Origin of the sequence: uncultured Bradyrhizobium sp. (assembly GCF_936928535.1) — a bacterium.
Classification (GTDB): Bacteria; Pseudomonadota; Alphaproteobacteria; order Rhizobiales; family Xanthobacteraceae; genus Bradyrhizobium.
The window spans coordinates 35,266-60,835 of sequence record NZ_CAKZHY010000126.1 but is presented as its reverse complement, the minus strand read 5'-3'; the positions used below and the strand labels follow the sequence as shown (position 1 = coordinate 60,835).

The following is a 25,570-nucleotide window of genomic DNA, read 5'->3' as shown; positions in this document are numbered from 1 at the left end:
TGCGCCGCCAGATATTCGGCGACGAGCTGACCGGTGAAACCGGTCGCGCCGTAGACGACGATGTCGAATTTCGTAGAGCTCATGACGGGCCTTTACTTCTTGGCGTAACTCACGCCCATGCCGGCGCGGACGTCGCTTTGAATTCCATAGGGCGGGATCGGATAGCGCAGGCCGTTTTTGGCCAGAGCCTTCATGCCTTCGATGGCCTTGGCGAGATGATGCGGCTTCAGCGCCATCAGCATCTCCTCGTCGGGCACGCCGCCATAGCGCCGTTCGGCATAGCATGGCAAGGACAGGCTGGGCTCGCCTGATTTGAGCGCCCGCCCCCAGGAATCCGCGCACGCGGTCTCCCCGACCACACCCCACTCGAACTTCTTGTAGCCGGTATATTGCAGCCCGTTGATCAGGATGATCATCTGGCCGGGCGTCGCATAGACGAGGCAGATGTCGGGCGGATTGAGCCGCCCGCTTGCAAGCGGGCTGACCGCGAGCGCCTGATACTGCCCGAACGGAACCACGTCCAGCGCCTCCTGGCGCTTGCGCGCATCCTCGGCTGTGCCGTGCCAGACGCCGACGTAGTTCTCGCCGGCAAGCCATTTCTCGTCCTGCGGCGCAAGGCCAATCACCGCGCGACACTGGGCGCCGACGAGATCGTCGCCGGTGATGCCCACGGTCCAGCCGAGCCTTGAAGCCATGCTGACGATCTGGTCGGTGGTGTGGACCGCATTCGGCCGCCGGATTTTCGGGATCGCCTCCATGTCGGCGGCGTGCGCGAACAGCTTCATGCCAATCACCGTCGTCTTCAGCCGCAACAGGCTGTTGAGATCGGCCACCAGGCCGGCAAGGTCGATCGTATCAGCGGCTTGCTGCTGCATGGCGTGCTCCCGGCGCGGATCGTTTGCGTTTCTGCGCTCTGTTCTAGACGAACGATTCCATGAAACTGATCATATGCGAACTGCCCGTTCGGTCGAATATTCTAGCTGCTTTCGGAGATCTCATATGATTCGAACTTTGGAAGCGCTTGTCTAGTCCTTGGCAGGTCCTGGAAGCAACTCGCCGGTCCTGCCCATCAGGCGATAGGCCAGAAGGCCGATCCACTCGCGCACGGCGACATCGGTGCGGCCGAGACCGTCCGCGCTCATATTGGTGAAAGAGAGCAAATCCTCGCGCCCGCCCATTCGCCAGTCGACGGGATAGGCCTCGACGTCAAATCCGGCCTTGCGGAAAATGCCGATCGAACGCGGCATGTGAAAGGCCGAGGTGACCAGCAGCCAGCGCTGGCCCGGCTTCGGCGCCACAAGACGCTTGGTGAAAATCGCATTCTCGTAGGTGTTGCGCGAGTCCCGCTCCACGACGAGGCGCTCTTTCGGGACGCCGACGCTTTCCAGGATTGGCACGGAATAGTCGGCCTCCCTGGCGTCGGTCGAGACCAGGTTGGCTGAGCCTCCCGTGAAGACGATACGGGCATTCGGATAGCGGCGCGCAAGCTCGGCCGGCGCCAACAAGCGATCGGCCGCATGCGGGACCACCGGTGTGTGATGGGCCGCCGACAGATCGGTATCGACGGAGCCGCCCAGCACGATGATGCCGTCGGGCGCGCCGCGCGACGGATCCCACGGAGGAAAGCGCGATTCCAGGGGATAGAGCAGCAGATTGCCGAGCGGCGAAAATGCCGCCAGCGCGAGCAGGACCAGCGTGGCCACGGCCAGCTTGCGGCCGAACCCGGCAAAGCGCGTTGCCATCAGCGCGACCGAGATGATCCCGAGCTCGACCAGAAGATTGAGCGGCAGCACCGCGGCGCCAAGTGTCTTGGAAAGAACGAAGAACAGGAGAAACCTCGCTGAAATTGATCGTCGCTGTGGCACGCGGGCTTGACCCGCCCGCTGATCTTCAGAAATCTTCTTGGAAGAGGATCGATCGCCGGGTCAAGCCCGGCGAATGCAAGTTCTCGAGCGCTTTCAGATGAAACCGACTGGACACCGCGAATGACCCATCACCACCTGCATGCGAGCGCCGAAACCTGCCATTGGGGCTTCTTCGAAGCCAGGCTCAAGCCTGTCCTCAGGGTCGCGAGCGGAGACGAGGTCACAATCGACACCATCAGCGGCGGGCCTGAGGTGATCCCCGACCGCGGCCGGTTTCACGTTCCGCCCGAGATGTCCGAGGTGCATGCGAAGCCCGATCGGATGGTGCCGGGTCACATCCTCACCGGGCCGATCGCCGTCGATGGGACCGAACCCGGCGACGTCCTCCAGATCGATATTCTCGACATCCAGCTTCGGCAGGATTGGGGCTGGAACTTGATCAAGCCGTTGGCCGGCACCCTGCCCGACGATTTTCACGAGACGCGACTTCTCAACATTCCGCTGGACCGGGAACGAATGGTCGGCCGCATGCCCTGGGGCCTCGACCTGCCGTTGAAGCCGTTTTTTGGCGTGATGGGCGTTTCGCCGCCCCCTGGCTGGGGCCGCATCTCTTCGCTCGTCCCACGCGCCATGGGTGGCAACCTCGACAACAAGGAGCTTGGCAGCGGCGCGACGCTCTATCTGCCGGTGTTCGTCCCGGGCGCGATGTTCTCCTGTGGCGACGGCCATGGCGTACAGGGCGACGGCGAGGTCTGCGTCACCGCGATCGAGACCGCGTTGCAGGGCCGCTTCCGGCTGACGCTGCGCAAGGATTTGCAGTTCACCTATCCCCGCGCCGAGACGCCGACGCACTACATCACCATGGCGATGGACCCGGATCTCGACCAATGCGCGGTGCGAGCACTGCGCGACATGATCGTGCTGCTCGGCGAGACACGAAACCTCTCGCGCGAAGACGCCTATACGCTGTGCAGCTTAGCTGCCGATCTGCGGGTGACCCAGACCGTCAACGGCTCCAAGGGCATCCATTGCATGATCGAAAAGGCCATCGTGCACGGCTGAGCCCGGCCCGCTCGTCCTGACCTGCTGACGCCGCGCCACCGTCCGGGATTCCGCGCGCTACGCCCGCGCACGTCCATTTTTCTGAGCGATTCCAACGTGCTGCACCACCGCTAAAACCCGGATTTGACTTCCACCCCTGAACCTAAATAGAGTCTTAATCGTTACTTTTATGTACCTGCGTAAGAGGCTAGCGTTTAGGCATGGCCACCGAAAAAGCCGAGACTGACCGCATTCCCGTAACCTTGGCGCTCTCGACCATCACCTACCTGGAAAAACTGGTGAGACAGGGCACCCACGGCACCAGCGTTCCCGGCGTCGCACGGACATTGATCGAGGAAGGTATCCGTCTCGCCATCAAGGACGGGCTTTTGTCGATTCGCGACAACGGCAGAACGTGAGCGCGCGACAGGCGTGAAGCGGACGGATCTCGAGCTGCGATGGCCAAATGTCGCAACCTGGGATCGTTACAAATGCCTGTTCTCTCTCCGACCTGGACCAACGAACGAATTGAACTGCTGAAGCAACATTTCGAGGCCGGCTTGTCCTGCCGCGAGATCGCCGCCGACATCGGCGTCAGCCGCAACGCCGTGATCGGCAAGCTGTCACGCCTCAATCTCACCCGCGGCCGCCCGGTCGCCGAGCGCAGGCTGCACGACAGGACTTCCGCGCCGCGCCCGCCAAAAGCGGTGCCTCGCCTGCAATTTGAAATGCTCGCCACGATCTACGGCGAAGCAGACGCGACAGTCTTGACCGGGTCGATCGACGACGCCAACCGTTGCTCACTGATGGAGCTCGACGAGACCCGCTGCCGCTGGCCGATCTCGACGCCTGGCGCGGAGGATTTCTGCTTCTGCGGCAACGCCGCGCACGACGGCCAGCCTTATTGCACCGGCCACATCCGCCTCGCCTACCGGCCGAACTCCCGCGCGCGCGTCATGCGCGGCTGAGCCGAACCGAGCCTTCTTCCCCACAACGAAAAACCTCCGGCAGGGCACTACCGGAGGTTTCTGGAGGCTTAGCGTGAAGCTAAGAGCCGTGACTTTCGAAACCGGCTGAGAACTATATAGCTGAGCAACTCAGGTAAGTAAATAAAATTGGTAGCGATCGAATCGCATAGCTCGTCTTCGTCGGCCGCGCAGGAGATTTCTGATTTTCAAAATCAACCTTGATCAAGAAAAAGCCCCGGCGGTTGCCCGCCGAGGCTCGTCGATCGATCGACGCGATCGATGATCAGAAGTTGCGCTGGGCGCGCAGCATCATGGTGACCGAGTTCTGGTCCTTCAGCTCGTACACAGCGGCCGGTTTGGCTGCGCTGGCAATCGCCGGAGCGTTGATGAAACCAGAATACTTCTGGTCCAGACGCGACCAGCTCACGTCAGCCGTGAACGCCAGGTTCTTGACCGGAGTCCAGACAGTGTTGACACCGACAACGCCGAAGTTGAAGTCCGGATTACAAGTCGCACCGGCAACGGCGAACGTGGCGAAGTTGGCGCAGATCAAGCCCTTGCCCGTCGAGCCGTAGCTCGCCGAAGCATAGCCACCATAGATGGCGCTCGCCCAGTTCGGGCTCCAGTTGTGGGTGTAACCACCGCGGACGCCCCAGGTCTTGACGGTATCGATGCCGGTACCGGTCCCGAAGACGCCGTCAGCAAGACCGGCGAAGCCGATGCTCTGATACGCCGCGCTGCTGCCGCCGAACATGAAGAACGCCTGCGGGAACAGGCTCTGGAAGTTGTAACGGGTCGCACCGTCGGTATAGACGGCTTGCAGGTTGATCGCGTCACCCGCACCGGTCGGGATGTTCTTGATCGACAACGAGCCCTGAACCGCCCAGCCCCACTTGTCGCCGGGATGACCGCTGGGTTCCGTCGCGCCGTAGTAGCCGGCATGGATGTCATGTCCGACAACCGACAGCTGGGCCAGACCCCAAGCCTGGTCAACACGCACCGCACCAATGATATCGGGTGAACGCGTTCCACCCCAGGAGTTGGCACCATAGACGCCCGTCACGAACTGAGCGGCCGTGCCTGACGACACGTTCCAGAGATTCGACTGGCCGTTCGATGCCGACGTCTCATCCTCCAACGCGATCGAACCGGTGATGCCCTGGCCGAAGTCAGCCGTGTAGGCAACCTGGTTCACACCGTTGACGTGGTTGGAGCCGCCCGGAATGCTATCGGGACCACCAGCCGGATAGCTCTGCCACGGGGCATCGAAGATCGAGACGGTGCGACCGAAGGTAAAGCCGGCGAACTGGATGAACGCGTGGTAGAGACCGAGCGAAGCCGAGCTCGCCGAGCTCGTCGACGGGTTGCTGCCGGTGACGTTGGACGAGTCATAGGTGAAAACCATATCCGCGTAGGTGCGGACAACGCCGTATTCGGTCGCCGTGCGGGTATCGACGTTGAAGTCCATACGCGCGCGGCTGTAATAGTAGTTGGTCAAACGGTTGTTCGACCCACCATTCGCAGAGCTGGTGCTGTTGTTGAAACCGTAGTCGCCAGCGCCACCGAGAATCATGTCGGCGCGCAGGTAGCCGCCGAACTTGATGCAGGTGTCGGTGCCCGGCATGTAGTAGAAACCCGCACCGTACAGCGAGCAGATCTTCACGTATTCGACGGCCTTGGCCTTCAACGGAAGATCAGCCGCCTGAGCTCCACCGACGGCGATCAGACCCGCCGCAGTGCCGAGCAAAAGGCTCTTCACCACTTTCATTTAAAACCTCCAAGTTGCTCATTTTTACGGAGATCGGACCGCAAGGCCCCCCAGATCCCCGTCTCTTCATCAAATCCGCTCGGCCGCTTCGCGCTTCGGACGCACCTGCTTGAGACGCGAGGGACGTGAGCGAACCACCTGCAACGGGACGATCGAGAACCCCCCACCGTCAGGGAGCAATATGCCTGCGCTGTTCCGTTAATCAAAATAGTTTATTAGATCAGCTTACTGGTTTCGCTAACCCTGTGTCTGCTGCGCAACACCGGAGCTTGCCCAAAATGCTGACCGGCTCATATTTGTAATTTCCGTGACACAATTACCCTGCTCTGCACTTGCGTCAGGGCAGACTTGCGTGGACTATGTCCGCCGCGAAAACTGACGAGAATGAATCAGCTTGCGGGAGTGACGCTTTGTCAGCGACGAGGAAAGAAGGGGCGCGCCTCCGCTCCGCCGGCAATCTGGATATCATCAGGCGATTCACCTGGGAGATATCCTCGATCAACATGTACCTGGAGGAGCTGCGTCAGTTCTGGGCCAGGACGCTCGGCATCAGCGGACCGCAATGGCTGATCCTGATGGCGATTTCCGACCTCGACAAGGACGATGGCGTCCCCATCAACGTGGTCTCCAAGCTGCTTCACGTCGACCCGTCCTTCGTCACCACCCAGTCCAAGCTGCTGGAGAAGAAGGGCCTGTTACGCCGCCGCCCTTCACCGACTGACGCCCGCGTGGTGCGGCTGTCGCTGGTCGAGAAGACCCAGAAGCACATCGCGAGCCTCAACGAGCAGTACAAGACGATTCGCGAATTCGTCTTCCAGGAGTTCGACGAGAACGAACTGACGGAATTCACCACCAAGCTCGCGACGCTGAAGGGTCGGCTCGAGAAAGCCTGCGTCAGACTCTCCCTGGATTTCTGAGGCGCCCCTTCCGCTCGAAGGCCGCGCTCAGATCCGCTTGCCAGCGGCGCCGAGTTGGGATTCGAGCCAGTCGAAGATGTATTCGTTGGCAAGGCTCGGATTGTCGGCATGTGCCTGCGCCGCGCCGGTCTCCGCTGCGGTGAACACTTTCAGCACGATGTCGGAGCTGCCGAGCCGGGATTTCTGCACGATCTGCTGCGCCCGGTCGGCTTCGAGCCAACCATCCTCGCCCAGCGTGATCAGCACCGGGCATTCGGCGCCTGACGCCATCAGCGGCGCATGCGGTACCGGAACGATGCTGAGATCGCTCATGGCAAAGCGGCTGGCAAAGAACGACCGCTCGTGCAGGTCCCACAGACCGCCATCGCAGACGGCCGCGGCAAACCGCGGCTCCTGCAACACGGCGCGCGCAACGAACGATGAGCCCCACCCGTCGGCCACGATCGCAACGCGATCGAAATCGACGTCGCTGCGCAGCTCCAGGTAATCCATCGCGCTGGCGATCGAGCTCTCGATGTCCCGACGCTGCAGCAGCACGTCAACGTAGTCGTCGCGCTCGTCGCCGAGCAGATCGAGCGCCAACATCGAGAATCCGCGCTCGCGCGCATGCGGCGCAAGCTTGACCAGGAATTCTTCCTTGCGATGCCCGGGCTCGCCGATGCAGATCACGGTCGGAGCGCGACCGCTGGTCGCGGGCGCAGGCAGGAAATAGCCCTGCAACGAATGCCCTTCGATCCACGGAATTGTCACGACTTCGCCGGCAGGGCCGCGGGCCGTGAGGAAACGGCGGGCGCATTCCTGCATCGCGAGCACCGCCACCCAGCGGCGCTCGTCGGCGGGATCGAGCGGCATCGCGGCCGCGCCGTAATAGTTCATCGCGCGCAGCCAATTGCGCTGCGCGGTGACCATGTGGCCTTCCGCGAAGGCTGCCTCGGCACGATGCCGGTTGGCCTGCGCCAGCTTCTTCCACTCGCGATGCCAGGACTGCTCGTCGCCGCGCTTGAGCTGCCGCGCGATCATCAGGCATTCGGCGATGGTGGCGCCACCCTCTTGTGCCGCGGTCAGCAGCCGGGTGAACTCGGCGGAGATATCCTCTCTCTCCGGGCAGAGGATGAAGTCGTCGGAGAGGCAAGCGGGTATCATCGGAGCGACGCTCTATCGTGGCATTACCCCCGATTCACTAAACTATTTTAGTTCACCGACCAAGCAGCGCTGCCCCGAATGAGACCCGTTCAAGATCACCATCGCTTGAACGCGGGAATATCATTGCATGCGTCACATTCCGTTTCGTCATAAGGGCGTCAGGACAGGCAGGGGCGGCCGCAAATACATCAGTAAAATGTCGTGCACGCCCTTGCGATGACGATGATCATACCTACTTACGCGCGCGGTAATTGACCGCCTCCGCCGAACGGAGTCAGCCAAGCTGCCAGCCGACCTCCTGGGTAAAGCTTTCGTAGAAGGCACGGTCATAGGCCTGCTCGGGCGTCGCGCGGACACGCTCGTCCAGACGCTTTGCGTCATCTCCCACCAGAATACGCCACCGCTCTGCCTTCACGCCATCCAGGATGATCTTGGCGGCTTGCGCCGCGGTCGTCGGTGCATCCTCGAGGAAGCTGCGGGCGCGCTCGGCGAACACCGCCTGGATGTCCTCGTCCGACATTTTGTCAGCATCTGGCACGGCGGCCGCGACCATGCGTTTGCGGGTCAGCGCAACCTCGTCGGCGTTGAGCCGCTCCGAACCGTCGCCACTCTGCACCTTGCGTGAATTGGAGACGATCGAGGTGCCGATATGGCCGGGCATCACGACGGAGCATTTGACATGCGGCGCGTGCAGACGGAGATCATTGATCAGCGCTTCAGTAAAACCCTTCACCGCGAACTTCGCCGAGCTGTAGGCGGTGTGGGCCTGGCCCATGCCGATCGAGGCCCAGAAGCCGTTGACGCTGGCAGTGTTGATGATGTGGGCTTCGTCCGCCGCAACCAGCATCGGCAGAAAGGTGCGGACGCCGAGATAGACGCCACCCCAGCAGATGTTGAAGGTGCGCTCCCACTGCTCGCGCGTGTTGGTGAACAGGCTGCCGCCACCGCCGATGCCGGCATTGTTGAACAGCAGATGGATCTTGTCCGTCTTCTGCTGCTCGGCGAGCTCATCGCGAAAACGCTTGAGATGATCCTCGATCGAGACGTCGGCGACATGCGTCGTCACGCGCAGGCCCTGCGGCAGCTTCTCCACCTCGCACAGCCGCTTGGTCTCGGCCATCGCGGCTTCCGAGACGTCGCACATCGCGACGTTGCAGCCCTCGGCCACGAGCTGCCGCGCGAGCTCCCGTCCCATGCCCGTGCCGCCACCGGTGATAACAGCGATCTTTCCAGCAAATTCCTTCATGGGACTTTCGGCCCTCCGCTTGTCGGTGTGTTTCTTGTCGCTGCGCCGCCGACGCGGTCGCGCGCAAAATGTAGCAGCGCCGCATCCGCAGGTAAAAGCGGATCGGCGCTGCCATTCGAGATCAGTTATTTCGGCGTGCGGACTATTCGGCTGCCTCGGTGTGCCGCCCGCCCAGCGCTCCCAACGCCTCCAACGCCTTGCGGGTCGCCGCCTGCTGCGCGGGTGACGCCTCCGGCATCGGCGCACGCGGAAAGGTCCTGGGCAGGCCTTGGAGTGTCTGCGCGTAGCGCGTACAGGCAGGCAGGTTGTCGGCAATGATCGCGTTCCACAGCGTCAGCAGCTTCTTGTGCAGCTCGAGTGCACGCGGATGGTCACCTGCCTTCACGGCGTCCCACAGCGCGACGGAGGCATGCGGTGCAGCGGTCAGGATCGCAGCGATCGAGCCGTGGGCGCCGAGCGTATAGGACGGATACATCAGGGCATCGACCGCGCTGTAGATCAGCTTGTCCGGCGCCATCATCATGAGATCCGCGAACAGCTTGAGATCGCCCGCGCTCTGCTTGACGCCGACGACCAGCGGCACCTCGGTCATGATCCGCGTCAGCAGCGCCGGCGACAGATACGACCACGGCACCACGTTGTAGATGATGATGGGCATGCCGGTCTCATCGGCCATGGCGCGGAAATGCGCCACCATCGCCTCGTCATCGGGCTTGAACAGATAGTGCACCGGCGTGACCTGGAGAGCGGCGACATTCATGTCGCGCACCAGCTTGCCGCGGCGGATCGCATCGCGCGTGGAATCGACGATGATGCCGGCGATGACAGGGATGCGTCCCTTCACCGCCTCCACGGTCGCCGCCATCAAGTCGCGATATTCCTCGTGGTCGAGCGTGTGCCCTTCGCCGGTCGAGCCACCGGCCGCAACGCCATGGGCGCCGGCACCGATCATCCAATCGACCTGCGGCGCCACTAGCTTGTAGTCGATCTCGCCGTCTTTCCGGAATGGCGTTGTCATCGGCGGAATAACGCCGGTCGGTCGCACCTTCATGGTCTGCCCTCGCGGTTCCATAACCCTTGTGGCGGCCCCGCTCTTTTGACGAGTACCCGCACGTCTGAAGCGTATCGGCTACGCCAACCTTGTGAAGCGCTGATCGCGCGGCACTGCCCCCACAATCGCTCATCCCTGCCAATTATTCGGTGGGTTCCCCGTATTTGTCCGGCTTCGGTTTATGGGCAATTTTTTTACAATCCGAATCGTCAAATGGGGCACTGGGGCGAGCAGACCCAGCTGGCGTGTCGTTTCCGACACAGGCTGTGGCACTCGGCTTGCATCCTCCTCGTGGTCGAAACTACCGATGAGGTGACTGGAATGTTCATAACCGTCGTTGCCGTGCTCTGCCGGCTTGGCGCTGCTGCTTCGGGCGGCTGTGTCGAGGAAATCGTGACCGACAGCAACATGACGCCCGACATGTCGATGATGGCATGCGCAGTCGGTGCGCAGGCCCCGCTCGCAAAATGGATGGACGAGCATCCGATCTACCACAACAATTGGCGCCTCGAGCGCTACAAATGCGTGCCGGGCCATTACGAGATCAAGGGACACGCCTAAGGCCCCGCAAAATTACTGACATCGAGGAGACGCCCCAGGGGCCGCATCGTCCCTTTCATGAGGGCACCACAGCGGCAAGGTCTCAACCGAGGCCACGCGCAGCGTGACATCAGTCACGCACTTTCTTCAAGCCACCGCCCCCAAAATCATCGAACGTGCCCGCCGGCCCTCCGGTGTCGGCATCAATGCGTAATTGTGCGGCTGGTCACGCCACAGATACAGCTCGACCGATACACCCGCGGCCCGCGCTCGCGCGGCGAGATCGACGCTATCGGGGTAGAGCAGATCGCGCGTCCCCGAAAAGATCGTCATCGGCGCGAGCGATCTGAACGCGCCGTTGAGCGGGCTGACGAAGGGATGGCCGACATCGAGCTCGCCGGCATAGAGCCGCGCGGCCTCGATGATGCCGGGAATATCCTGGATCGGATCGCGCGCGGCGATCTCGATTTGCTCGGGGCGGCTGACAGACGCATCGGCTCCCGGCGAGATCAGCATCAGGCGGCTTGGCTGGCAGTGACCGCGGTCGCGCAGCCATTGGCACGCCGCAAGGGCAAGGCCCGCTCCGGCCGAATTGCCGACCACCGTGACCTTCGCCTGCCCCGCATCCTCCAGCAGCATCCGCAATAGCTCGGCCGTAGCAGGCACGACATCCTTTGCGGTGGCGCGCGGCGCCAGCGGGTAGATCGGCACGACGCAGACGACGCCTGCCTTGCGCGTCATCTGGCCGACAAAGCGCCAATGCGCCGGCACGATCTCGTTGATGTAGCCGCCGCCATGCAGGAACATGACGAAGTTGCAGCCCTCATGGCCCGACGACGGTGCGGTGTAATAGACCGGCCATCCGCCCATCTTGGTCAGCGTCGCCTCGACACCGCGGCCCAAACCCGTTGGCTCGAACGTTACAGGCTCCAGCGCGAGCTTCTGCACATGAGCCCGCACCGCTTCGGCGGAAGCGAGCTGGCGCTTGTACGGGAGCTGCCGCAGCAGCAAGTTGAACAGGCGGCTCTGCACGCTCGGCGCGGGATCGCGCCGGTCCGGCGGACTGAACACGCAACCCTCAGGGCAAAACTGCAGGGCTGATACGATCCTGGCAACGCTCATGGCCGCATCCCCATCTGGCTCGTTCGAGGCGGCGACGAAGAGGCTTGCTAACCGGCCGCCACTTGCCGATATAATGCGAGTATTCACTCGCTTTTCCTACTCGCATTCGGATCACAAGGCCGTGGCCCGCAAGCCGCCGACAAAACCCCGAAAAAGCGCCTCGCAGGAGCGATCCCGCGCCACGGTCGACGCCCTGGTCGAGGCGACCGCTCGCATTCTGGTCAAGGACGGTTTCGAGAAGACCAGCACCAACCGGATCGCCGAGGTCGCAGGCGTCAGCGTCGGCTCGTTGTATCAATATTTCCCGAGCAAGGAGGCGCTCGTCGCCGCCGTGATCGATCGCCACAACGAGGAGATCATGGCGATCGTTCGTGCGACACTCTGCGAAGTCGCCGACATGCCGCTCGAGAAAGCCGTGCGCCGCCTCGTCACCGTCGCGATCGACGCGCACCGTATCAACCCCAAGCTGCATCGCGTCCTTGCCGAGCAGATCCCGCGCGCAGGCAAGCTCGACGTCGAAGCCTTCAGCCGCGAGGTCCATACCCTCGTGCGTGCCTATCTCGACAGCCGCCGCAAGGAGATGCGCAGGATCGACCTCGACGTCGCCACCTTCATCTGCGTCAGCGCCATCGAAGCCGTCGCGCACAACACGGTGCTGAACCAGGCCGAGACGCTGCCGGACAAGCTCGTACGGACGCTGGTGGATGAGACGACGCGGATGGTGGTGGGATATCTGCGGCCATCCGCCTAGCATTCGTTCTGGACCAGCCTCGGCGCCCGAGGTCGTGGTATCAAAAGCCGCGATCGATTCGCGGGCGATCAGGCCGACACGCCTCGCCCCGCTATCGAACCGTCACACCTCAAAAACGCCTGCCCGAGCCAAGCAAGGGGTTGAAACTTGCCCGGCGATAATTACGTGATTAGGTAAGATGATTGAGTCACCAGAATGGAAGGCGATCGCCATCGCAGGATCGGTTGCTTGCCTCGCGATGTCCCTTTTGGCCGTCGACGCAGCCGTAGACCTCGATGTCGGCGGGCTGACCAAACGCCTGCAGAGCGCGGAAGCCTCCTTCGTGGACACGATGGGGCAATATCAACTTGCGTTCGCCGTTCCGACCTGGGCACGCAGCAAGGCCGACGCGGAGCGGCAGTGTGCGCCCGACGGGTGCTGATCGCCAGCGACTGATATCGGATTGTTCGGAGGACCGCAGATCGCTTGCCGATCCCGTGATCGGGCAAACATTTTGGCCCTTCGCTGAAGAAAATGGTCGGAGCGAGAGGATTTGAACCTCCGACCCCTAGTCTCCCAGACTAGTGCGCTAACCGGGCTGCGCCACGCTCCGAACGTCGTTCCATTAGCTAGGATCGCCGCTTTGCGCAAGGCGAGCGGCACCATTTTGGTGTGTTCGCTCAAAGCCCGCCGGAACTGCCCGCAAGGCCAAATGACAAGGCCCAAAGCAAAAGCGCCGTCAGGCGTCCTTCAGCGCCTGATCCAGCATCTCCCGGCAGGCGACCAGATCGGCAAGTGCCCGCCCCAGCCGTTCCCGGTCCAGCGCGCTGGGGCCGGCAGGCGCGGCGGACGTGCCGCCCTTGCGGAAGGTGGTCAGGATGTCCTCGTCATCGACCTCGGTGAAGCGGAAGTCGATGCCTTCCGCCTCATCGCCCTGGTAGTCGTCGTCATCGGCATCCGCGACGCCCTTGATGGGCGGCTCGTCGTCCGGCTCCATCAGGCTCGCCCCGATGGCGTCCTCGATGGCTCCGAACGAGACCGCAGCCGATCCGTCGGCCAGGCCCTGCACCGATTTGACGCCGTGCTCCTTCAGGATCCGCTGCACCCCGCGGATGGTGTAGCCCTCGCCATAGAGCAGCCGGCGGATGCCCTTGAGCAGGTCGACGTCATCGGGGCGGTAATAGCGGCGGCCGCCGCTGCGCTTCATCGGCTTGATCTGGGAGAAGCGGGTTTCCCAGAACCGCAGCACGTGCTGCGGAATGTCGAGTTCCTGCGCTACTTCGCTGATGGTTCGGAACGCATCCGGCGCCTTGTCCAAATGCCAGTCCTTATCCGTTGGGCGATTACGCCTCGGGTTGAGCCTTGCTGGCATCGCCATTGGTGCGGTGCTGGGCGTTGATCCGCTGCTTCAGGATCGCCGACGGCTTGAACACCATGACGCGGCGCGGCGAGATCGGCACCTCGGTGCCGGTCTTCGGATTGCGGCCGATGCGCTGGCCCTTCTTGCGGACCATGAAGGAGCCGAAGGAGGACAGCTTCACCGTCTCGCCCTTCTCCAGGCAATCGGTGATCTCCTTGAGCACGAGTTCCACGAACGCAGACGATTCCGTCCGCGACAACCCCACCTTCTGGTAGACGGCCTCGCAGAGATCCACACGCGTTACGGTTTTACTTTGATCGGTCATCGCCCTGCCCCACATCACGGCGAACAATTGTTGTCTGAAATTATGAGCTTACGATACGGCGGTCAACACCGCTCATCAATGCAGACGCATCGATATCGGCGCTGATTCCGGCAAAATTTTATCTGATGTGGCTTTACCAGCGCACCAGCGCGGAGCCCCAGGTGAAGCCACCACCCATGGCTTCCAGCAGAACCATGTCGCCGCGCTTGATGCGGCCGTCCTTGCGCGCCACCGCCAGCGCCAGCGGAATCGAGGCCGCCGAGGTGTTGCCGTGGCGATCCACCGTCAGCACCACCTTCTCCGGCGCGATATGCAGCTTGTGGGCGGAGGCGTCGATGATTCGCTTGTTGGCCTGGTGCGGCACGAACCAGTCGATGCTGTCGGCATTGAGCCCGGTCGCCTGGAAGGCGTCGACGATCACGTCGGTGATCATGCCGACCGCATGCTTGAAGACCTCGCGGCCCTCCATGCGCAGGTGACCGACCGTCTGGGTCGAGGACGGGCCGCCGTCGACGAACAACTTTGCCTTGTGCCGGCCGTCGGAGCGCAAATGGGTCGTCACCACGCCACGGTCGGTGGCAGCCTTGCCCGGTTGCTCCTGCGCCTCGAGCACCACCGCGCCGGCGCCATCGCCGAACAGCACGCAGGTGCCGCGGTCGTTCCAGTCGAGGATGCGCGAGAAGGTCTCGGCCCCGATCACCAGCGCGCGCTTGTAGGCGCCGGTACGCAAGAAATTATCGGCCGTGGCAAGCGCGAACACAAAGCCCGAGCACACCGCCTGAAGATCGAACGCCGCACCATGGTTGATGCCGAGGCCGTGCTGCACGGAGACCGCGGTCGCAGGAAACGTGTTGTCAGGCGTCGAGGTCGCGAGCACGATCAGCTCGATCGATTGCGCATCGACGCCGGCATCGGTGAGCGCGGCCTGCGCCGCCCTGATCGCCAGATGCGAGGTGAACTCGCCCTCGGCGGCAATGTGTCGTTCGCGAATGCCGGTGCGCTGCACGATCCATTCGTCGGACGTGTCAATACGCGCCGCCAACTGGGCGTTGGTCACCACCTGCTCCGGCAGATAAGAGCCGCAGCCGAGCACGACCGAACGAATTTGAGTCACGAAACAGCCTCCTGCGCGGTCTGCACGGAATTGAGTGCACCACCCTCGCGGTTGAGCATCTGATTGATCTTGTTCAGGAGATCGTAGTGAGCCATCTCATAGCCAACATCGATCGCATAGGCAAAGCCTTCGGCGTTGATTCCGCCATGGCTCTTGACCACCAGTCCATTGAGACCCAGCAGCACGCCGCCATTCGACTTGTTCGGGTCCATCTTGTCGCGCAGCGCCTGGAAGGCATTGCGGGCAAAGAGATAGCCGAGCTTGGATAGCCAGCTCCGCTGAATCTCGTTGCGGAGTAATTCCGCCATCTGGCGCGCGGTTCCTTCGGCGGCCTTGAGCGCGATGTTGCCGCTGTAGCCTTCGGTCACGATCACATCGGCAACCCCCTTGCCGATGCCGTCGCCTTCGACGAAGCCGATATATTCGAGTTCCGGCAGGTTCATCGCGCGCAGCATTTCGGCGGCCTCGCGGATCTCTTCGTGCCCCTTGATCTCCTCGGTGCCGATGTTGAGCAGGCCGACCGTAGGGCGCTTCTTGTCGAACACCACGCTCACCATGGCCGCGCCCATCACCGCAAGCGCCACCAGATGGCGCGCATCGCCGCCGATGGTCGCGCCGAGATCGAGCACCACGGACTGGCCGCGCATGGTCGGCCAAATCGCTGAAATGGCCGGGCGGTCGATGCCAGGCAGCGTGCGCAGATGGAACCGGGCCATCGCCATCAGCGCGCCGGTATTGCCGGCGGAGACCGCGACGTCGGCCTCCCCCTTCTTCACCGCATCGATCGCAAGCCACATCGAGGAGGTTTTGCGGCCACGACGCAGGGCCTGGCTCGGCTTGTCCGAGCCGCTGACGGCGACATCGGTGTGAATGACCTTCGCAGCGGCCTTCAGCTGGGGATGCCGGTCGAGCTCGGGCTCGATCCTGGCACGGTCTCCGACCAGCAGGAATTCAGTGTCCCGATGCCTCGCGAGGGAAATTGCTGCGCCTGGAATGACCACGGCAGCGCCGTCGTCGCCCCCCATGGCGTCCAGCGCGATGCGAACCTTGCTTGGCATAGAATCCCGGAAACCTGGTCTGGTGCGGTCTTGAACGAGCGGGCCGCAAAATGGGTTCGCCATGGACATGGCGACCGGCCAAGCGCCACGCCGCACCCGGACCGGGCGCGACAATAGCGTTTTGTTATCCCGAAACAACCTCTTGCCCCCAGCCTTTTGGCCTAGGAGCAATCTGGCAGCCCGCACTCAAATCCATGAAAATGGCATAAGAATCAATTGGATAAGACAGCCTTTCAAACCAGTCCGGCAAGGACCTCACACCCCCAGGACGGCGGTCTTACGGGGTATGCCCGCTATTTGCCCTTCTTCTTGCCCCGCTGGTTGTCCTGAAGCGCCTTGAGCGCCGCGAATGGATGGTCCTGGGGATCGGGTGCGGTGATATCAGCCGCGAATATGGCACCCTGCTTGCGGGGATAAGGATCGATCGCCAGGAACAGCGCATCGGTCGCAATGCGGCCGAGGTCGATGATTCCCTTGACGATCGCCTCGGGTGGATCGGCGACTTCCGGCGCCACCTCGTCGTCCTGCCCTTCCTCGATCAGATCCTCCAGCCGCCGCGCCTCGGCCTCCGGCGCAAAGGTCAGATCGACCTCCTCGTCGATCTCGCTCTCGATCGGATCGAGCGTGACGACGCAGGTCTGGCCGACCCTAGCCCGGACCCGGCCCGTGACCTGGACCCGGCCGCCACTCTTTGGCTCGACGTCGAAATCGGCATGGGCCGACAGGATGTCGCGCAGGCCCGCGAGATCGGCCATGGCCCGACGCTCGGCCTCCGAGGCTTCGAGTTCACGGTGAAGCCCGGTATCGGGAATTTGCGCTACTGTTACAGGTGAACGCCAGGGATCCGGCGCGGACCCGGTGATCGATCGGTTCATGACGTCTCATCCTCCCGAAGCGGCACGGGAAACCTGAAAGAGCCTTGCAACAGGGCGGAATCGCCGGCCTGGCCGAGATCGGCATCAGCCGCTGCCGCGTAGGCGGCGAGCCGCCGCGCCTGATCAAGCCCTGAACCATTCAAGATATTCTTGCAGATCGCCTGCGCCAGCGCCTCAATACCCGCCTCGATCGCCTGGTCGTAGGCCTGGACGCGGCCGTAGAAGGCCTCGCCGAACGCTCGCATCCGCTTCGGGACGCTCTGGTCGCCCACACCCATCTCGCGCAGATTGTCGTCCATGTCCTCGCAGAAGCGGTCGAATACCGCCTGAGACAGCTCTGCATGGCCCTGGGCGACAGTCCGCAGCCGCCGTAGCAGCAGCCACAGGTGCAGCAGCAACAGGTCGAAACGGCCATCAACCGTATCGGGCACGCCCAAGTCCCGGTAAAATATGGGTTCTCGCGCCTGCGTCACGATCATGCCATAGATGGCTTCAATGGTGCCGGCCGGGGCTAGCCGGGGTTTCCTGAAGTGATTGAACGGCCAAAGCATTGTGGTTTCCGCAAGCGGGCGCGCGCGAGTTGCATTAAGACGCCCCGCCCGGTACTTCAGCGCCTCGCGCGACGCAAGGGGACGGAATCAGTTCCACTATGACGATAACGAACCAGACCAGCCTGCGCGCAACTCCGCGGCGCGGCCTTCATGCACGTTGGCACCGCTTGAACTCGCGTTGGCGCGGCCTGCGCATGCTTGCGGCCGTGACGCTGGTCGGCGCCGCGCTTGCGGGCTGCACCGGCGAGCAATTCCAGAAGGGCTACATCCTGCCGGCCGGTGCGCTCGAGCAGATACCGATCGGCGCGAGCCAGGACCAGGTGCTGATCGTGATGGGCACGCCCTCCACCGTCGCGACCCTGGACGGCGAGGTGTTCTATTACATTTCGCAGCGCTCGGAGCGCATGATCGCCTTCATGAACCAGAAGGTGGTCGACCAGCGCGTGATCGCGATCTATTTCGACAAGAACCGGCGGGTACGTCGGCTTGCGAATTACGGCCTCCAGGATGGCAAGATCTTCGACTCCATCAGTCGCACCACGCCGACGTCGGGTCAGGAGATGAGCTACCTTGCGCCGCTGTTCAAGCTGCTCAGCTTCAACTGAGATCGTGAGCTGACACGGCCTGCCTGCGGCGTCGTGACGCTGTTCGCACGAGCTGTGCTGTTGCTCGCGACTTGCCGTTATGCGCCCGCTTCCCTACGCTCTCTGCAAAACAAAAAGCAGGGAGTGGATTCGTGCCCAACAAGCTTCGGACGAGATTGCTGTCCCGCCGTCGCGTGCTCGCCGGTGCCGCTGGCCTGACCGCCGCAGCGATCCTGCCGCGATCGAGTCTTGCCGATTGGAAGCCGACCGAGAACGTTCGCATCATCGTGCCGGCTGCGGCCGGCGGGTCCACTGATGTGATGGGCCGATTGCTCGCCGCCCATCTCCAATCCGCATGGGGCCAGACCGCAGTCGTGGAAAACCGCTCCGGCGGCGGCGGCACGATCGGGACCGCCGAGGTCGTCCGTTCCAAAGCCGACGGCCACACCATCCTGATCGGCAATCCCGGTCCGAACGCGATCGCCTACAGCATCTTCAAGAACCTCACCTACAAGCCGGAGCAGCTCCAGCCTGTCTCCAACATGATCCGGATCCCCAACATCGTGTCGGCGCATCCGAAGACCGGCATCAAGTCGGTCGCCGAGCTCATCGCCTATCTGAAGGCCAATCCGGACAAGCTCAGCTACGCCTCGTCAGGCGTCGGCCAGAGCCCTCACCTCACCGGCGCCTGGTTCCTCCAGCTCACCGGGCTGAAGATGACACACATCCCGTTCCGCGGCGCCGGGCCTGCGCTCCAGGCCGCGCTCGCCGGCGACATCCAGATCCTGTTCGACAATCTCTATCCGAGCCTGCCGCAGGTGCAGAGCGGCACCCTCAACGGCCTTTGCGTCACCACGACAGAGCGCAGCGAGCTCGCGCCCAACCTGCCGACGATGCGCGAGAGTGCGCCGGAGCTTGCCAATTTCGACGTGTCGTCGTGGTTCTCGGTGTTTCTGCCAAAGGGCGTCCCCGCGCCCGTGCTTGAGGCGCTCAATCTGCAGGTCAAGACGATGCTGGAGCGCGACGACATCAGGAAGCAGATCACCGCCATGGGCGCCCGCGCCGACTACGGCACACCGCAGCAATTCTCTGACTTCGTGGATGCCGAGACGAAGAAGTTCGCCGGCATCATCCAGAAGGAAGGGCTGCAAATGGACGTGCAGTAGGTTGCCGGGTCCGGCGCAGCTGATGACGCTGTGCCACATCCCCGACCCGCTTCCCGCGCCTGGTTTCAGGCAGGTTCGGCCGACGGCTGCTGCACCAGCCCGGCGATTGCCGAGATCGAGTCCAGGCGCGTCAGGTCGAAACCGATATCGGAGAAATTGATCCCGTAATCGGTCTCGATACTCATGATCAGCTCCACCGCGTCGAGTGAATCGAGACGCCCGCTGGTGAACAGCAGATCGTCGTCGCTCAGTGGCGAGCTGTCGCCCTTCATGATGAGCCGCTGCGTGATGTAGTGCCTCATGCGCGATCTGACTTCAGGGCGCTCTGTGGTGGTCATGTCGTTACTCCCAGGAGATAGAACAGGAATTCTGCGCGCTGCCAGAGCGAGTGCTCACGGTCCAACGGCGCATCAAAGATGTGAATGAGACAGAAGAATCCGGCGACCCACAGGCAAGGCAGCAAGCGGCCGCGCAGCCATCCTCGCTGCGCTGGCTGCGGCGCGCGCCGCATCTGCGAGAGCCCCACGCTGATCGCCAGCACGAACGTGTAGAACGCGTGGGATTGCTCGCCGACCACGGCCCGCCAAAGCCCCATTTCGCCGACGAAGTGAATGTCGCGGATGAAATGGAACAGCAAGTTGCCGACACAGGCAGCGGCAAAGGTCGCGAAGAACATGCGAAGCCGCCGCTGACCGCGGAAATAGCGAACGAAGGTCGGGTAGAAGAAGTGATCGACCAGGAGCTCCTTGTAGTAGAAGTAATAGCGGTTCCAGAACTCGGCGAGCGTCGCCGACTCCATTGGACGATAGGTGTTGCGCAACAGCCGGAAGCCGGCGAGCCGCGCCGTTGCGACGATGACGCCGCCGAACACTGTCATGCCGAGCAAATCGTCGACAAAGAAGACCACAACGCTCGCCCACCCCACCAGGCGCGGCTGGGGATGACCTGCGAGATATTGCAGCAAATTGTCGTCGAACAGCGGAAGCCGCAACTGACCGTGGACGATTTCATCAAGACAGATCTTGCCGATCGCCAGGACCAGGATCCAGGCCGCAAGCTTGATGCCCTTGAGTTGCGTGACCGCGAGCTCTTCGGGGGTCTTGGCCTCGAAGCGGCGGAGATAGGACAGCCCCTTCCCGAATGGGGTCAGCGTTGCTCCCCAGAAGGGATGAAAAACGCTCAAATGCTGCCACACCGGAGATCGCTCCTTGGCCGCGTCCATCAGACCGTAAGCGAGGAACCACAGATAGGGCTGGAACGTCATCAGGAACGACCAGAGCAGAACACGCGGTGTGCCGGCCATGAAACTGGCTTGCGTGAGGACAACCAGCGCCAGGAATGCAAGCAACAGGCTGAGCGTCGGGCGGCGAAGCGCGATGGCTCCCGATCCCTGCATCGCCAGCAATCCCGAGAACAACGCAAACGTCACGACCAGCATGGCCGCCGACACCGATGTCTGGTCGATCCGGTCCGCGACGCCTTCGTTGAGCGCCAGCTGCCCGAGAAACGCATGGTCAATCAGGAAGCCGTTGCGGCACAGCAGGAGCAAGGTCGCGAGAAAAATCAGGATGCGCCGGTATCGCGGCGCGTAGGCGCAGGCCAGCGCGAGGCCCGCCGCGGAGAAGTCGATACCGATCTGCCAGAACAGCATCGCAAGCAGCCCGACCGCGCAGCAAAGTAGCAGGCGGCCATGGGCTTGCTGGACATCCGCCACAAGTTTCGGGTCGCGATCGATCTGAGGAATCAACCGCCACGACGGCTTCAGGCGCAAACGCGCGGCGGCGTTATCGTAGAGCTGGCTCTCTGCGCTCATCGGAGAACGCAGCCGGACACTGCAGGCTTTGGCATTTACGAGGCCCTTGCGACGGCTTGACCAAGCAGTGACGCCACCGAACGCCTGTCTGCCTTACCATTGGCGTTGACGGGGATGTCTTCCAGCCAGATGAACCGGCTCGGCACCATGTAGGCGGGAAGATGCGCGGCGCAGTGTTGGCGCAGCTCGTCTTCCGCCAACTTCGCACCCGCATAGGCAGCCAGCAGCCGGCTAGCACCGCCGGCATCGTGAAGCACCACGGCGAGCGCGCGCGTCACTCCCTTGCAAGCGACCAGCGCGTGGTCGATCTCCTCGAGCTCGACGCGGTAGCCCCGAAGCTTGACCTGATTGTCCGCACGGCCGCGAAAACGGAGCACACCGGTTCCGGCCTCGGCCTCGACGAGATCACCGCTGCGATAAAGGATCGAACGATAGCCGTCGATCAGCGGATCCTGACGGAAACGGCGGGCCGTCTCTTGTGGATTGTTGATGTAGCCCAGAGCGACGCCCGGGCCTCCCAGCCACAGCTCGCCCGCCGTGCCCGCGGGGACCGGCTTCATGTCCTCGTCCAGGATGCGGTAACTGAAATTGGGATTGAGCTTGCCGAGGGGCGCGAGCCCGTCGGTGGTGTCAAAGGTGGATTCGACGATCTCGAAACCACTGCAGATGCAGCTAGTTTCCGTCGGGCCGTAACAATTGATCAGCTTCGCCTTGCCGGCAAACGCGTCATAAAACCGGCGAAGCCGTGCCAGCGGAAATCCCTCGCCGCCGAACATGAACCGGCTCACGCTGGGCAGCCAATTGGGACCCAACAGATGCATGGAGTCCAGAAACATGAAGAGCGTCGGCACGGCGAAGAAGAACGTGCACTGATGCTTCGTAATCTCCGACACCAGCTCCGCAGGCGGCCGCCCCTTCAGCGCGTCCAGCGCGACGATCGCGGCCCCGTTCAACAATCCCGCATAGATGTCGAAGACCGAATTGTCGAAGTAGATCGGATTGACATTCGTCAAGCGGTCGCCGGGTCCGATGCCAAGATCCTGCTTTGCCCAAGCGATCAGATGAAGCACGCCCTGGTGCGGGATGACCACGCCTTTCGGCTCGCCCGTCGATCCCGACGTGAACATCACATAGGCCGGGTCAACCCCGGTGATCAGGGCGGTTTGCGGCAGGTTCGCATCGTCGAGGCGCGACACGGCATCCTGCAAGGCCGCGCGGGCGGCGTCATCGCCGATCAATGCCCGCGGACCAAATCCCTCGCGCACGCTGACAACGAGCGCGGGACGGCATCGCTCCAGCATCAGCCGGGCACGTTCGGCGGGGGCGGCCGGATCGAGGAACGCATACGGCGCTCCGATCTTGATGCAAGCCACGGCCAGAGCATAGGCCTCGGCCATCTTCGGCAGCTCGAGACAGACGACGGCGCCCTTGTCCACGCCTTGCGATATCAGCCAACGTGCAAGCCGGTTTGCCGAGCCGTTGAGCTCGGAAAAAGTGAAGCTCTCGCCTTCGCAGATCAGGGCGATGGCGTCCGGCGAGACCGCGACGACCTCTTCGAAATGCAGCGCCAGATTATGAGCAGTCATCTTATGCCTCGACCTGCTCAATGCGCGCAGTCGTACGGGTGAGCCAATCGATCATCTCGGATTCGGGAATTGGCTTGTTGGTGAAGTTGCCGGTCCAGCCCACGAATGACGGCGCGAGACTGTTCGGGCCACGGCGGTACACCTGATCGAACGCGGGTGTACGCATCCGAACCTCCTCTCATAGCCGGCCGCCGGAGCAGCAAGCGCCTGAACATGTGAGCGCGCATCGCGCCGCAGACGGGATGAGAAGGACTCAAACGCGTACTACGGAACTTGGTTAGAATGCTGCCAAGGCCTCGCGCAACTTTAGAGTGCAGCGGGTTAAACAACCTTAAAGACGACGGCTCTGGAACCGCGCTCAGACGGGCGGATGCATGCCGATCGCCCCAAAGTAAAACCCCCGCGGCCTGCGCCGCGGGGGTTCCGTCTCACGCCGTATCGCGGTTCAGTGCGCCAGGATCGCCAGCAGCAAGAGCGCCACGATGTTGGTGATCTTGATCATCGGATTCACCGCGGGACCCGCCGTGTCCTTGTAGGGATCGCCGACGGTGTCGCCAGTTACGGCCGCCTTGTGGGCATCCGAACCCTTGCCGCCGAAATGGCCGTCCTCGATGTACTTCTTGGCGTTGTCCCAGGCGCCGCCGCCCGAGGTCATCGAGATCGCGACGAACAGGCCGGTCACGATCACGCCGAGCAGCATCGCGCCGACGGCCGAGAACGCGGCCGACTTGCCGGCCGCGCCGCCGCCCGCGATCGCATAGATCACGAAGTAGACGACGATCGGCGACAGCACCGGAAGCAGCGAGGGGATGATCATTTCCTTGATCGCCGCCTTCGTGAGCAGGTCGACCGCCTTGCCGTAATCAGGCTTGTCGGTGCCCTGCATGATCCCCGGCTTCTCGCGGAACTGGCGCCGCACCTCCTCGACGATCGCACCGGCTGCACGGCCCACGGCCGTCATGCCCATGGCGCCGAACAGATACGGCAGCAGGCCGCCAAACAGCAGGCCCACCACGACGTAAGGATTGTTCAGCGAGAAGTCCGGATTGACGCCGGCGAAGTAGGCGTGATGCGCGCTGTCCGCAACGAAGAACTTGAGGTCCTGGTTGTAGGCCGCGAACAGCACGAGGGCACCGAGACCGGCTGAGCCGATCGCGTAACCCTTCGTCACCGCCTTGGTGGTGTTGCCGACCGCGTCGAGCGCGTCGGTCGATTTGCGCACCTCCTTGGGCAGGCCCGCCATCTCGGCGATGCCGCCGGCGTTGTCGGTCACCGGGCCGAACGCGTCGAGCGCAACGACCATGCCGGCCAGCGCCAGCATGGTGGCGGTCGCGATCGCGATGCCAAACAGGCCGGCAAGGCTGTAGGTGACCAGGATGCCGGCGATGATCACGATCGCGGGCAGCGCGGTCGCTTCCATCGAAACGGCGAGGCCCTGGATCACGTTGGTACCGTGACCGGTCACCGAGGCCTGGGCAATCGACTTCACCGGGCGATAGTCCGTCCCGGTGTAGTACTCGGTGATCCAGATGATCAGCGCGGTGACGATGAGGCCGACCACGCCACATTCAAACAGCGACATGCCGGTATAGTCGACGCCGTCGAGCTTGCCGAAGCCGATCAGGTAATAGATCACGCCGGCGATGCCGATCAGCGACAGGACGCCGGTTGCAATCAGGCCCTTGTAGAGCGCACCCATGATCGACTGGCTCGGCCCGAGCTTCACGAAGAAGGTGCCGATGATCGAGGTGATGATGCAGACACCGCCAATGGCGAGCGGCAGCGTCATCATGTTGGACAGGATCGGCGTCTTGGCGAAGAAGATCGCAGCCAGCACCATGGTTGCGACCGCGGTCACCGCATAGGTCTCGAACAGGTCGGCGGCCATGCCGGCGCAATCGCCCACGTTGTCACCGACGTTGTCGGCGATGGTGGCCGGGTTGCGCGGATCATCTTCCGGGATGCCTGCTTCGACCTTGCCGACGAGATCGCCACCGACGTCCGCACCTTTGGTGAAGATGCCGCCGCCGAGACGGGCGAAGATCGAGATCAACGAAGCGCCGAAGCCGAGCGCCACCATTGCGTCGATGACGGTGCGGCTGTCAGGTGCAAGCCCCAGGGAATGAACCAGGAAGCCGAAATAGAGCGTCACCCCGAGCAGCGCGAGGCCGGCCACCAGCATGCCGGTGATCGCGCCCGCCTTGAAGGCGAGCTCGAGCCCGCCGGCGAGCGACGTCGTCGCAGCCTGGGCGGTGCGCACGTTGGCACGGACCGAGACGTTCATGCCGATGAAGCCGGCGGCTCCCGACAGGATCGCGCCGATCAAGAAACCGATCGCGACATAGAGCCCAAGGAAATAGGCAAGCAGCACGAAGATGACGATGCCGACGATGCCGATCGTGGTGTACTGGCGCCGGAGATAGGCCTGTGCGCCTTCACGCACAGCTCCCGCGATCTCCTGCATGCGCGGCGACCCCGCATCCGCACTCAACACCGAAGACGTCGCCCAAATCGCGTAGACGACGGAAAGCACTCCGCAGAGCACTATCAACCATAATGCTGTCATTTGATTTTTGCCTCAGATCCTTGATGTACGTACCCCCGGCGCCTGTTGTTTTTCCGTCATGCGGAGCGGCGCCCTTATGTGAACAGGGCCGCCCCTGCCCGAAGGGGCGGCCCTAGTCGGTCGCGAGCTTGCCAAAATCAAATTGAGGGTGCAACGCCAGATAGGTGCGAAAAAGCCGATC

At 62.9% G+C, this 25,570-nt stretch carries 27 protein-coding genes and 1 tRNA gene; 9 read left to right on the top strand and 19 right to left on the bottom strand.

What is annotated here, in order from left to right:
• Positions 1-92: 92 nt before the first annotated feature.
• Positions 93-875: a DUF169 domain-containing protein gene (locus Q0687_RS26465; protein ID WP_298883530.1), complete on the bottom strand. Its 783-nt coding sequence runs from the start codon at positions 873-875 to the stop codon at positions 93-95.
• Between the two features lie 150 nt (positions 876-1,025).
• On the bottom strand, positions 1,026-1,829 hold the full coding sequence (locus Q0687_RS26460; RefSeq protein ID WP_298883540.1) for a YdcF family protein: 804 nt from the start codon (positions 1,827-1,829) through the stop codon (positions 1,026-1,028).
• Positions 1,830-1,985: 156 nt separating this feature from the next.
• Here Q0687_RS26460 and Q0687_RS26455 point away from each other — a divergent pair, with 156 nt between their 5' ends.
• The 3 genes from Q0687_RS26455 to Q0687_RS26445 all read left to right on the top strand — a co-directional run bounded on the left by Q0687_RS26455 (position 1,986) and on the right by Q0687_RS26445 (position 3,874).
• Entirely contained in the window at positions 1,986-2,927 is a 942-nt protein-coding gene (locus Q0687_RS26455) for an acetamidase/formamidase family protein (protein ID WP_298883527.1), read from the top strand.
• 200 nt (positions 2,928-3,127) lie between these two features.
• Positions 3,128-3,325 (top strand): hypothetical protein, encoded by a 198-nt coding sequence (locus Q0687_RS26450; RefSeq protein ID WP_007603456.1) that lies wholly within the window; start codon positions 3,128-3,130, stop codon positions 3,323-3,325.
• Positions 3,326-3,397: 72 nt separating this feature from the next.
• Positions 3,398-3,874 carry a GcrA family cell cycle regulator gene (locus tag Q0687_RS26445; RefSeq protein WP_298883523.1) on the top strand — a complete coding sequence of 159 codons (477 nt, stop codon included), beginning with the start codon at positions 3,398-3,400 and terminating at the stop codon, positions 3,872-3,874.
• 283 nt (positions 3,875-4,157) lie between these two features.
• Here Q0687_RS26445 and Q0687_RS26440 read toward each other — a convergent pair whose 3' ends face one another.
• A complete protein-coding gene (locus Q0687_RS26440; RefSeq protein ID WP_298883521.1) occupies positions 4,158-5,642 on the bottom strand; it encodes a porin in 1,485 nt (494 codons plus the stop codon).
• Between the two features lie 410 nt (positions 5,643-6,052).
• On the opposite strand from Q0687_RS26440, the gene Q0687_RS26435 reads away from it, so the two are divergent.
• Positions 6,053-6,559, top strand: coding sequence for a MarR family transcriptional regulator (locus Q0687_RS26435; RefSeq protein ID WP_298883519.1), 507 nt, complete (start codon positions 6,053-6,055; stop codon positions 6,557-6,559).
• Between the two features lie 27 nt (positions 6,560-6,586).
• Here Q0687_RS26435 and Q0687_RS26430 read toward each other — a convergent pair whose 3' ends face one another.
• The 3 genes from Q0687_RS26430 to Q0687_RS26420 all read right to left on the bottom strand — a co-directional run bounded on the left by Q0687_RS26430 (position 6,587) and on the right by Q0687_RS26420 (position 9,999).
• A complete protein-coding gene (locus tag Q0687_RS26430) occupies positions 6,587-7,702 on the bottom strand; it encodes an alpha/beta hydrolase (RefSeq protein WP_298883517.1) in 1,116 nt (371 codons plus the stop codon).
• A 274-nt stretch (positions 7,703-7,976) separates the two neighbouring features.
• Entirely contained in the window at positions 7,977-8,948 is a 972-nt protein-coding gene (locus Q0687_RS26425) for an SDR family NAD(P)-dependent oxidoreductase (protein WP_298883514.1), read from the bottom strand.
• A gap of 142 nt (positions 8,949-9,090) precedes the next feature.
• Positions 9,091-9,999: a dihydrodipicolinate synthase family protein gene (locus Q0687_RS26420; RefSeq protein ID WP_298883511.1), complete on the bottom strand. Its 909-nt coding sequence runs from the start codon at positions 9,997-9,999 to the stop codon at positions 9,091-9,093.
• 321 nt (positions 10,000-10,320) lie between these two features.
• On the opposite strand from Q0687_RS26420, the gene Q0687_RS26415 reads away from it, so the two are divergent.
• Positions 10,321-10,560: a hypothetical protein gene (locus Q0687_RS26415; RefSeq protein ID WP_298883509.1), complete on the top strand. Its 240-nt coding sequence runs from the start codon at positions 10,321-10,323 to the stop codon at positions 10,558-10,560.
• Positions 10,561-10,686: 126 nt separating this feature from the next.
• On the opposite strand, the gene Q0687_RS26410 is transcribed toward Q0687_RS26415, so the two are convergent.
• A complete protein-coding gene (locus Q0687_RS26410) occupies positions 10,687-11,661 on the bottom strand; it encodes an alpha/beta fold hydrolase (protein WP_298883508.1) in 975 nt (324 codons plus the stop codon).
• A gap of 121 nt (positions 11,662-11,782) precedes the next feature.
• Between Q0687_RS26410 and Q0687_RS26405 the strand changes: the two genes are divergently transcribed.
• Complete coding sequence (locus tag Q0687_RS26405) at positions 11,783-12,412, top strand: TetR/AcrR family transcriptional regulator (protein WP_298883507.1); 630 nt, start codon at positions 11,783-11,785, stop codon at positions 12,410-12,412.
• Positions 12,413-12,590: 178 nt separating this feature from the next.
• Positions 12,591-12,833 (top strand): hypothetical protein, encoded by a 243-nt coding sequence (locus Q0687_RS26400; protein ID WP_298883504.1) that lies wholly within the window; start codon positions 12,591-12,593, stop codon positions 12,831-12,833.
• A 93-nt stretch (positions 12,834-12,926) separates the two neighbouring features.
• On the opposite strand, the gene Q0687_RS26395 is transcribed toward Q0687_RS26400, so the two are convergent.
• The 7 genes from Q0687_RS26395 to Q0687_RS26365 all read right to left on the bottom strand — a co-directional run bounded on the left by Q0687_RS26395 (position 12,927) and on the right by Q0687_RS26365 (position 17,674).
• A tRNA-Pro gene (locus Q0687_RS26395) sits at positions 12,927-13,004 on the bottom strand.
• A 126-nt stretch (positions 13,005-13,130) separates the two neighbouring features.
• Positions 13,131-13,709 (bottom strand): MerR family transcriptional regulator, encoded by a 579-nt coding sequence (locus tag Q0687_RS26390; RefSeq protein WP_298883502.1) that lies wholly within the window; start codon positions 13,707-13,709, stop codon positions 13,131-13,133.
• Between the two features lie 25 nt (positions 13,710-13,734).
• On the bottom strand, positions 13,735-14,076 hold the full coding sequence (locus Q0687_RS26385; RefSeq protein ID WP_018456841.1) for an integration host factor subunit alpha: 342 nt from the start codon (positions 14,074-14,076) through the stop codon (positions 13,735-13,737).
• Between the two features lie 133 nt (positions 14,077-14,209).
• On the bottom strand, positions 14,210-15,190 hold the full coding sequence (locus Q0687_RS26380) for a beta-ketoacyl-ACP synthase III (protein WP_298883497.1): 981 nt from the start codon (positions 15,188-15,190) through the stop codon (positions 14,210-14,212).
• Positions 15,187-16,248, bottom strand: coding sequence for a phosphate acyltransferase PlsX (gene plsX, locus Q0687_RS26375; RefSeq protein ID WP_298883495.1), 1,062 nt, complete (start codon positions 16,246-16,248; stop codon positions 15,187-15,189). The genes Q0687_RS26380 and plsX overlap by 4 nt, the downstream gene beginning before the upstream one ends.
• A gap of 293 nt (positions 16,249-16,541) precedes the next feature.
• Complete coding sequence (locus Q0687_RS26370) at positions 16,542-17,123, bottom strand: DUF177 domain-containing protein (RefSeq protein ID WP_298883492.1); 582 nt, start codon at positions 17,121-17,123, stop codon at positions 16,542-16,544.
• A complete protein-coding gene (locus tag Q0687_RS26365; RefSeq protein ID WP_298883491.1) occupies positions 17,120-17,674 on the bottom strand; it encodes a ubiquinol-cytochrome C chaperone family protein in 555 nt (184 codons plus the stop codon). The genes Q0687_RS26370 and Q0687_RS26365 overlap by 4 nt, the downstream gene beginning before the upstream one ends.
• A gap of 98 nt (positions 17,675-17,772) precedes the next feature.
• On the opposite strand from Q0687_RS26365, the gene Q0687_RS26360 reads away from it, so the two are divergent.
• Both Q0687_RS26360 and Q0687_RS26355 read left to right on the top strand, forming a co-directional pair.
• A complete protein-coding gene (locus tag Q0687_RS26360; RefSeq protein WP_298883489.1) occupies positions 17,773-18,279 on the top strand; it encodes an outer membrane protein assembly factor BamE in 507 nt (168 codons plus the stop codon).
• 131 nt (positions 18,280-18,410) lie between these two features.
• On the top strand, positions 18,411-19,424 hold the full coding sequence (locus tag Q0687_RS26355; RefSeq protein WP_298883487.1) for a tripartite tricarboxylate transporter substrate binding protein: 1,014 nt from the start codon (positions 18,411-18,413) through the stop codon (positions 19,422-19,424).
• A gap of 65 nt (positions 19,425-19,489) precedes the next feature.
• Here the strand turns inward: Q0687_RS26355 and Q0687_RS26350 are convergent, their stop codons facing one another.
• From Q0687_RS26350 to Q0687_RS26330, 5 genes are all read right to left on the bottom strand, one after another.
• A complete protein-coding gene (locus tag Q0687_RS26350; protein WP_298883485.1) occupies positions 19,490-19,762 on the bottom strand; it encodes an acyl carrier protein in 273 nt (90 codons plus the stop codon).
• Positions 19,759-21,237, bottom strand: coding sequence for a hypothetical protein (locus Q0687_RS26345; protein WP_298883483.1), 1,479 nt, complete (start codon positions 21,235-21,237; stop codon positions 19,759-19,761). The genes Q0687_RS26350 and Q0687_RS26345 overlap by 4 nt, the downstream gene beginning before the upstream one ends.
• Positions 21,238-21,272: 35 nt before the next feature.
• Positions 21,273-22,823, bottom strand: a complete 1,551-nt coding sequence (locus Q0687_RS26340) for an amino acid adenylation domain-containing protein (protein ID WP_298883482.1) — start codon at positions 22,821-22,823, stop codon at positions 21,273-21,275.
• 1 nt (position 22,824) lies between these two features.
• Positions 22,825-22,989, bottom strand: a complete 165-nt coding sequence (locus tag Q0687_RS26335) for a hypothetical protein (protein WP_298883479.1) — start codon at positions 22,987-22,989, stop codon at positions 22,825-22,827.
• Positions 22,990-23,268: 279 nt separating this feature from the next.
• Complete coding sequence (locus Q0687_RS26330) at positions 23,269-25,389, bottom strand: sodium-translocating pyrophosphatase (protein WP_298883475.1); 2,121 nt, start codon at positions 25,387-25,389, stop codon at positions 23,269-23,271.
• Positions 25,390-25,570 lie beyond the last annotated feature (181 nt).